Origin of the sequence: Phenylobacterium sp. CCH9-H3 (genome assembly GCF_001557235.1) — a bacterium.
Classification (GTDB): Bacteria; Pseudomonadota; Alphaproteobacteria; order Caulobacterales; family Caulobacteraceae; genus Phenylobacterium.
Genome location: NZ_LSJI01000022.1, coordinates 73,799 through 81,426, shown reverse-complemented (window position 1 = coordinate 81,426; position 7,628 = coordinate 73,799). Strand labels below are relative to the sequence as shown.

Annotated in this window: 7 protein-coding genes; 4 read left to right on the top strand and 3 right to left on the bottom strand. The window is 70.6% G+C overall.

Annotation, left to right across the window (positions count from 1 at the left end):
- Both AX721_RS27745 and AX721_RS01575 read left to right on the top strand, forming a co-directional pair.
- Positions 1-261: hypothetical protein (locus AX721_RS27745; RefSeq protein WP_197422430.1), on the top strand; the 261-nt coding region annotated here is incomplete at its 5' end.
- A 205-nt stretch (positions 262-466) separates the two neighbouring features.
- Positions 467-2,830, top strand: a complete 2,364-nt coding sequence (locus tag AX721_RS01575) for a TonB-dependent receptor (RefSeq protein WP_156466954.1) — start codon at positions 467-469, stop codon at positions 2,828-2,830.
- 166 nt (positions 2,831-2,996) lie between these two features.
- Here AX721_RS01575 and AX721_RS01570 read toward each other — a convergent pair whose 3' ends face one another.
- Together AX721_RS01570 and AX721_RS01565 are read right to left on the bottom strand one after the other, a co-directional pair.
- Positions 2,997-3,362 (bottom strand): DUF6285 domain-containing protein, encoded by a 366-nt coding sequence (locus AX721_RS01570; protein WP_068874169.1) that lies wholly within the window; start codon positions 3,360-3,362, stop codon positions 2,997-2,999.
- Positions 3,359-4,354 (bottom strand): phosphotransferase family protein, encoded by a 996-nt coding sequence (locus tag AX721_RS01565; RefSeq protein ID WP_068874168.1) that lies wholly within the window; start codon positions 4,352-4,354, stop codon positions 3,359-3,361. Before AX721_RS01565 ends, AX721_RS01570 begins: the two co-directional genes overlap by 4 nt.
- A 118-nt stretch (positions 4,355-4,472) precedes the next feature.
- Here AX721_RS01565 and AX721_RS01560 point away from each other — a divergent pair, with 118 nt between their 5' ends.
- Positions 4,473-5,837, top strand: a complete 1,365-nt coding sequence (locus AX721_RS01560; RefSeq protein ID WP_068874167.1) for an acyl-CoA dehydrogenase family protein — start codon at positions 4,473-4,475, stop codon at positions 5,835-5,837.
- Between the two features lies 1 nt (position 5,838).
- Entirely contained in the window at positions 5,839-6,177 is a 339-nt protein-coding gene (locus AX721_RS01555) for a gamma-glutamylcyclotransferase (RefSeq protein ID WP_068874166.1), read from the top strand.
- Here AX721_RS01555 and AX721_RS01550 read toward each other — a convergent pair.
- The gene (locus tag AX721_RS01550; protein ID WP_068874165.1) at positions 6,174-7,589 is read right to left on the bottom strand and encodes a Mur ligase family protein; all 1,416 of its coding nucleotides are present in this window, start codon (positions 7,587-7,589) and stop codon (positions 6,174-6,176) included. The two genes, AX721_RS01555 and AX721_RS01550, sit on opposite strands and share 4 nt — an antisense overlap.
- Positions 7,590-7,628 lie beyond the last annotated feature (39 nt).

Genomic DNA, 7,628 nt, shown 5'->3' with positions numbered 1-7,628 from the left:
CGGCGTCCACCACCGCAGCGGCCCCCGCCCCCGCCCGCCGCGGTGGTGGACGCCGTGCTGCGCTTCCACGACGTGTCGGTGGACCAGGGCGGCCAGCGCACCCTGCTGCGCCTCTCCGAGCGCGCGCTGCGCGAGCCCCAGGTCCTCGCCGCCCTGGGCGCGGACGCCCGCCGCGCCGCCAACGTCGCCATCCTGTGGAACGAACGCGAGAGCGAAATCATCCGCGTCCTGGAAGGCGCCGACATGCGGGTCGCGGCTTAGGGCGCGCCGCCTGCCCTATGGCCGGCGACCGGCGTCATCGCGCCGGGACGACCACGCCGTGGCCGCCGCGCGTCTGTCCTTGATGCTCCCGGCAAGATCGGTACCTTCCGGGCGGGGGTTGGCGCTGCTTCGAAAATAGGCGAGGCCGAATCCCTATCGGACGATCCGGACTGAGGCGGAGCAGATTATCCACGGGCGTCGGGACTTGGGAGCCGCCATCGCGTGCGTCGCGATGGCGTTGGGCGGCGGCGACCCTGCCGCGGCCGCGGCTACGCGCGTGCGCTTCCGCATCCAGCCGCAACCTTATCCCGAGGCGCTGCTCGACCTGGCTCAACAGGCGAATGTCACCCTGATCGGCGCGGCCGCCTGCCCGGGCGTATCGCGCAGCCCCGTGGCAGGCGCCATGACGGTGGAGGAAGCGCTTTCGCGCCTGCTCGCCGGGGCGGCCTGCGACTGGAGAATGGTCGCCGCGGGCGCCGTGGAGATATCGCCGGCGCGCCAGGCCGAGGCGCCGCGCCCCCCGCCGCCAGGGCCGCCAGCCGTCGTGGGCGAGCTGCTGGTGACCGCCACCAAGCGGGTTCGCGATTCGCGGGAACTGGCCGTGGGCATCACGGCGATCCACCGGCAACGGCTGCGTGAGACGGGCGCGAGCGACCCCAGCGACGCGGCCGCGCAGATGGCCGGCGTCCTGACCACCAACCTCGGCCCGGGACGCAACAAGCTGCTGCTGCGCGGCCTCGCGGATGGCGTCTTCACCGGCCGCGCGCGTTCGACGGTGGCGACCTACCTCGACGACCTTCCCGTGAACTACAACGCGCCCGATCCCAACCTCCGCCTGGTCGACGTGGAGCGCGTCGAAGTGGCGCGAGGGCCGCAGGGCGCCCTGTACGGCGCCGGAGCGATGTCCGGCGTCTACCGGATCGTCACCCGCAAGCCGGACCTCGGCCAATGGTCGGCGGAGGCGCGGGTCACCGGCGCGACCACCACGGGCGGCGGGCCCAGCGGGGCCGTCGAGGCCTACGTCAACGTCCCGCTCGCGGGGGACAGGGCGGGCCTGCGCCTGTCGGCCTACAACGAAGTCCAGGGCGGCTATCTCGACGACATCGTCCAGAACCGCAGCAACGTCGACCGGACGGAGCGCCAGGGCGGCCGGCTGACCGTGCTGGCGCAGCCGCGGGACGCCCTGTCGATCACGGTAACGGGCGCGGCCCAACGGCTGCGCTCGGAGGATACGCACTACACGATCCGGGGGATCGGGCGGAAACGGGCGGTGCTGATCCCCGAGCCGCACGAGAACGACATCGAGCTGGTCACGGGGACGGCCCGCTACTCGTGGGGCGGCGCTGAGCTGACCTCGTCCACCGGCTTCGTCCGGCATTCCTACGGCAGCCTGTTCGACGCCACGCCCGTGCTGGAGACCTACACGGACAACGCCGAGACCCTGGCCTATTCCGAGCGGACGCGGACCCGGATGCTGGTGCAGGACATCGTGCTGACGTCCCGCGGCGCCTCGAAGCTGAAGTGGCTGGCGGGACTCTACGCTTCGGAGGCGCGGCTGCGGTCCCCCAGCGAGCTGCTGGCCCAGAACCCTGACCAGCCCAACGTGCCCGTCTATTCCGAACGACGTCGCGAGACGATCCGCGAACTCGCCGGCTACGCCGAGATCTCGTACGAGCCCGCGCCCGGCTGGATGCTGGCGCTCGGCGGGCGCCTGTACGACATCGAGCGGCGGATCCGCTCGGACGTGGTGGCCGAACGCTTCGATCCGCGCAGCCAGGACAGCCGCAACCACTACACGGGCATCTCGCCGAAGATCTCGCTGCAGCGGCGGTTCGACAACGGTGACCTCGTCTACGCCGTGATGTCCGAGGGTTTCCGGCCCGGCGGCGTCAACACCGGCGGGGCGCAACCGCCGCCGGAGGCGCGAGAGACCTTCTCGTCCGACCGGCTGCGCAACTACGAGCTCGGGCTGAAGCTGGAGCGTTTCGATCACCGGCTGTCCCTGAGCTCGGCGCTCTACTACGACGTCTGGAAGGGCATCCAGACCGACCAGTTCCAGGAGTCGGGCATCCCCTACACGACCAACGCCGGCGACGCGCACGTGCTTGGGCTGGAGGCCGAGGTCGCGTTCCGCACGGACAACGGATTCCTCGCCCAGCTGAACGGGCGCGTGTCGCGCACGCGGACAACCAAGGCCAACCTCGAGTTCACGCCCGTCCTGGCCAAGAGCCTCCCCGGCGCGCCGCCGATTTCCGGGGGCGCCCTCATCAGCTACGAGCGGCTGGTATTCGGGGACTGGACGATGCGGCTGGTCGGCCAGGCGATCTATGTGGGTCTGTCACGCGTGTCGTTCGACGCCCGCCTGCCCCGCACGGGCGGCTTCACGCAGACACGGGTGCTGGGCGAGATCAGCCGTGACGGCCGGGGCGCGCAGGTGTTCGTCACCAACCCCCTGGACTCGTTCCGCGACACCTTCTCGTTCGGCAACCCGTTCACCGCGCCGCAGGCGCGCCAGATCACGCCGCAGCGGCCCGCCACGGTGGGCATGACCCTGTTCGCCGCCTTCTAGGAGGCGAGGGCTTTAGGGCGGCGGCGCGCGAAGACCGGGACCGCGATGTGTTGCGGTCGGTAGCTTCGCGATGCGGGGCCGCTCCGCGGACTCGCAAGCTCAACAGATCGGGGTCCCGGTCTTCGGCTGCGCCGAAACCGGGGTGACAACTGTGGAGGGCGGGGACTCAGGGCGCCGGGGCGCCTTCGGGCTTGTACGTGGGCTGGTCGATGGCGACCTGGTTGCGGGCGATGGCGGCCAGGGCGGTGAGGAGGCCCGGAGTTTCGACGGTGAGCTCGCCTGAGCGGATGCGGGCGCAGAGCTCGCTGTTCAGCTCGGCGAAGGTTCCGCCGTGGCCCAGGACGCCCGTCATGCCGGCCACGGCGGCGGCTTCCGCCGCGGGGCCCTGGGTGAGCTCGCGGGCGATGGTCGCCATGGCGTTGGCGGCCACGCGCGCCAGGAAGGCGTTGCGGGGGTCGAGCGTCGGGCGGATCTCGTCGATCCAGAGGCGGACGGACTCGGCGAGCTCGTCGGTGCGGGGGTGGGTGATCACAGGCCTTCCTCCAGCAAGACGACGAGGTCGGCCTCGGTCTCCGAGACGCGCCGGCCGATCATGGGGCGTTCCACCGACCTGGTGATCCCGTCGCGCCAGCTGAGGTACATGGTCAGGCACATGATCCCCCAGCGCAGGGAGCCCAGCATCTGCCAGAACCGGACGCGGCTGAGCTCGATGCGCCGCCCGCCCGCCGAGGCGTAGCCCGCCAGCAGGTCCTCGTACTCGCCGAAACCGCCCACCGGACGGTCCGGGCGGCCGAAGCGCCAGGAGTTGGTGCAGATCCAGCCCATGTCCTCGGCCGGGTCGCCGATGTGGGCCAGCTCCCAGTCGAGGATGGCGGCCACCCCGACCTGCGGGTCGAACATGATGTTCCCGTTGCGGAAGTCGCCGTGCAGCAGCACCGGCTCCACCGGCGCGGGGACGTGCCTGCGCAGGTACTGGAAGGCCAGCTCCAGGATCGGCCGCTCGGCGCCCGTGGCGCGATAGACCTCCTCGTAGCGGTCGAGCTCGGCGGTCCCGTCCACGGTCTTCAGGTTCAGGCCCGGCGGCGGCGGGGTGCGGTGGATGGCCACCAGCGACTCGCCGCACTGACGCGCGAGGCCCGGGCGCACGGCGTCGAACCGCGGGTCGGAGACGATCTTCTTGCCCAGGGTCTCGCCGTCGACGCGGACCATGACATAGGCCTCGCCCAGGCCGTCGGCCTCGTCGCAGACGTGGCGCACCTGGGGCACGCGGGCGCCGTTCGCGCCGGTGGCCTGGATCAGCTTGGCCTCGGTGGCGAGGCTGACTGAGCGGGCGGCCTCCTCGTCGAACGGCGCGCTGCGGCGGCGCAGGATCAGCCGCTCGGCCCCGCCCGGCCCCTCGAAGGCGAAGGCCCAGGTTTCCATGCTGGCGCCGCCCGAGAGGCGCCCGGCCTCCGTAACGGTGGCGCCCTCTCCTCCCAGCCTTGCGGCGAGCTTCTCAAGGCCCGCTCGAACGTCAACTTCCATGACCCGACGGAACCTTCCGGTTGGTCTAATCTGCGCGCGATCTGGCGGGCTATCGGGGCGATTGTAAACGCTCCCGCAACGTCAAGCCCGCCCAAGAAATCGCGTTGGGAGAACGGCCATGGACTTCGACCTGCCCCAGGACCTCGTGGACTATCTGGCGGAACTGGATCGCTTCATCGAGGACGTCATCGCGCCGCTGCAGGCCCAGGACGACAACGAGCGGTTCTTCGACCACCGGCGCGAGCATGCCCGCACCGATTGGGACAACCAGGGCCTGCCCCGCAAGGAGTGGGAGGAGCTGCTGGCCAAGGCGCGCAAGCTGGCCGACGAGGCCGGACACCTGCGCTATGCCTGGCCGCCGGAGATGGGCGGCAAGGGCGGCAGCCAGCTGGCCATGGCGGTGATCCGCGAACACCTGGCGGCCAAGGGCCTGGGCCTGTTCAACGACCTGCAGACCGAACACTCGATCGTCGGCAACAACCCCTTCATCCTGATGTTCAAGGAGTTCGCCACCAACGCCCAGTACGAGCGCGACGCCGACAAGCTCTTGAACGGCGGCATGCGCACGGGCTTCGGCCTGACCGAGCCCAACCACGGCTCGGACGCGACGTTCATGGAAACGCGGGCGGTCCGCCAGGACAAGGACGGCCAGCCCGGCTGGCTGATCAACGGCGAGAAGATGTGGACGACGGGCATGCACGTGGCGACCCACGTGATGGTCTTCGCCAGAACGTCCGGGAAAGATGGAGATGCCACAGGCATCACCTGCTTCATCGTGCCCGCCGACACCCCCGGGGTGAAGGTCGAGGAATATATGTGGACCTTCAACATGCCCACGGACCACCCGCGGGTCAGCTTCACCAACGTCTGGGTGCCGGAGGACAGCTACTGGGGGCAGATCGACCGCGGCCTGGGGCTGGGCCAGAGCTTCGTGCACCAGAATCGGATCCGCCAGGCGGCCTCCAGCCTGGGGGCGGCGCAGTACTGCATCGACGAGAGCGTGAAATACGCCCGCACGCGCAAGCCGTTCGGCAAGGCCCTGGCCGAAAACCAGGCGATCCAGTGGCCGTTGGTGGAGCTGCAGACCCAGTGCGAGATGCTGCGGCTGCTGATCCGCAAGACGGCCTGGCAAATGGACCGGATGGAGCACAAGGAGATCGAGAAGACGATCTCGGACAAGGTCTCCATGTGCAACTACTGGGGCAACCGGCTGGTGTGCGAGGCGGCGGACCGGGCCATGCAGATCCACGGCGGCATGGGCTATTCGCGGCACAAGCCCTTCGAGCACATCTATCGCCACCACCGCCGCTATCGGATCACCGAGGGCTCGGAGGAGATCCAGATGCGCAAGGTGGCCGCCTATCTGTTCGGCTACCTCGGGCCCAAGCGCGAGCAGTTCAAGGAGCTGAACGCCGCCGAGAAGGCCGCCAAGGCCGGCGAGTACGTCCAGCCGATCCCGGCGCACCACAACGCGTCCCGCTGAGGTGAACCGGGACCACCGCCTGGCCGTGTACGGATCGCTGGCGCCGGGCCAGGCGAACCACCACGAGCTGGCGGGCCTGGGCGGCGGCTGGCAGCCGGGCGTGGTGCGGGGATGGCTGGCGGACTCCGGATGGGGCGCGGCGGCGGGCTATCCGGGCCTGCGCCCCGACCCCATGGGCCCGGAGGTGATGGTGCAGCTCTTCACCTCCGAGGACCTGCCCGACCACTGGGACCGGCTGGACGCCTTCGAAGGGGACGAATACGAGCGGGTCCCCATCGACGTGGACCTGGGGACCTACCGCGTGCAGGCGCACATCTACGCCCTGAAGCCGGAACCCTAGGCGGCGGCTTCCCGGGCGCCGTAGCGCTCGTCGAACACGGCCGGCAGGCGGTCGGCGAGGCCCAGCAGCGGGCCGGACGACAGCAGCAGCACGACCTCGTCGCCGGACAGGCGGTCAAGGGCGGCGATGGCGGCCTCGGCGGTCTCGACGCCTTCCACGGGCACGCCGGCGGCCGCGACCCGGGCCAGGATCTCCTCGAAGCCGGACTGGCTGTGGCTGGCCTCGCCGTGGTGCGGGGGTGGGGCGATCAGCGCCCGGGACACGCCCTGGAACACGGTGTCGTACCAGGGCAGCGCGTCGCGGTTGCGCCAGGAGAAGGTGTGCGGCTCGAACACCACCGTCAGCGGCCGGTGGGGATAGTGCAGCAGCATGGCCTCGATGGCCGAGCGGGCCTTTTCGTACGATGAGCCGAAGCCCTCGATGACCGGCACGGCGGAGCGGCGGGTCAGGCGGTCCAGGCGGCGGCGGATGCCCTGGAAGCCGGCGACGGCGCGGGCGAGCTGCGCTTCGTCCACCAGGCCGCGCTCCAGGAGATAGGCGCCGACGCCGACGATGTTCTCGACATTGTGCTCGCCCAGGAGGGTGGTGGTCAGCTTCACGCGCCGGCCGCCCGGTTCGACGAGGTCGAAGGCGCTGGTCTCGCCGAAGGTCACACCTTCCGGATACCAGCCGTCGCAGGGGGCGGTGTCGTACCAGATGGTGCGTGCGGCCGCCTCGCCGGCGATGGCGCGGATGGCCGGGTGCTCGCGGGCGACCAGCAACCCCTCGCCCGGCAGCAGGCGCAGCAGCGCCTCGAACGGCTTCACATAGTCGTCGAAGGTCGGGAAGACGTTGACGTGATCGTGGATCAGCGAGGTCAGGAGGACGTCGCGCGGGTGGTAGAGGACGAACTTGGAGCGCCGGTCGGTGGGGCCGACGATGTACTCGTCCCCCTCCAGAATCACCTCGGGCGCCGCGCCCCAGTGGCCGGTGTCGGGCAGCGAGGGCGAGATGGCGCCGACCATCCAGCCGGCGTCGACGCCGCTCTCGCGCAGGACGTGGGCCAGAAGCGCCGTGCAGGTGGACTTGCCGAAGGAGCCGGCGACCACGGTGTTGCGGCGCAGGGCCGTCGCCTCGCCCACCAGTTCGGGGAAGGTGGTGACGCGCACGCCCCGGCGGCGGGCCGCCTGGACCTCGACGTTCGATTCGCCGCCCAGCTTGGCGCTGGCGCCCAGGACCAGCAGGTCGAGGCCGTCAGGCAGATTCGCCGAATCGAATCGCCAGCTCACCGGGAAGCCCAGACCCTCCACATAGGTGGACATCGGCGGAAAGACGTCCTCGTCGGATCCGGTGATGACGTGCCCCGCCTCGCGCATCATCAGCGCCGCCGCGGCCATGCCCGCGCCCGCGATGCCGGTGAAATGGATGCGCATCCGCCCCTCTTCTCAAAGACTTAAGTCAGGTGATCGACC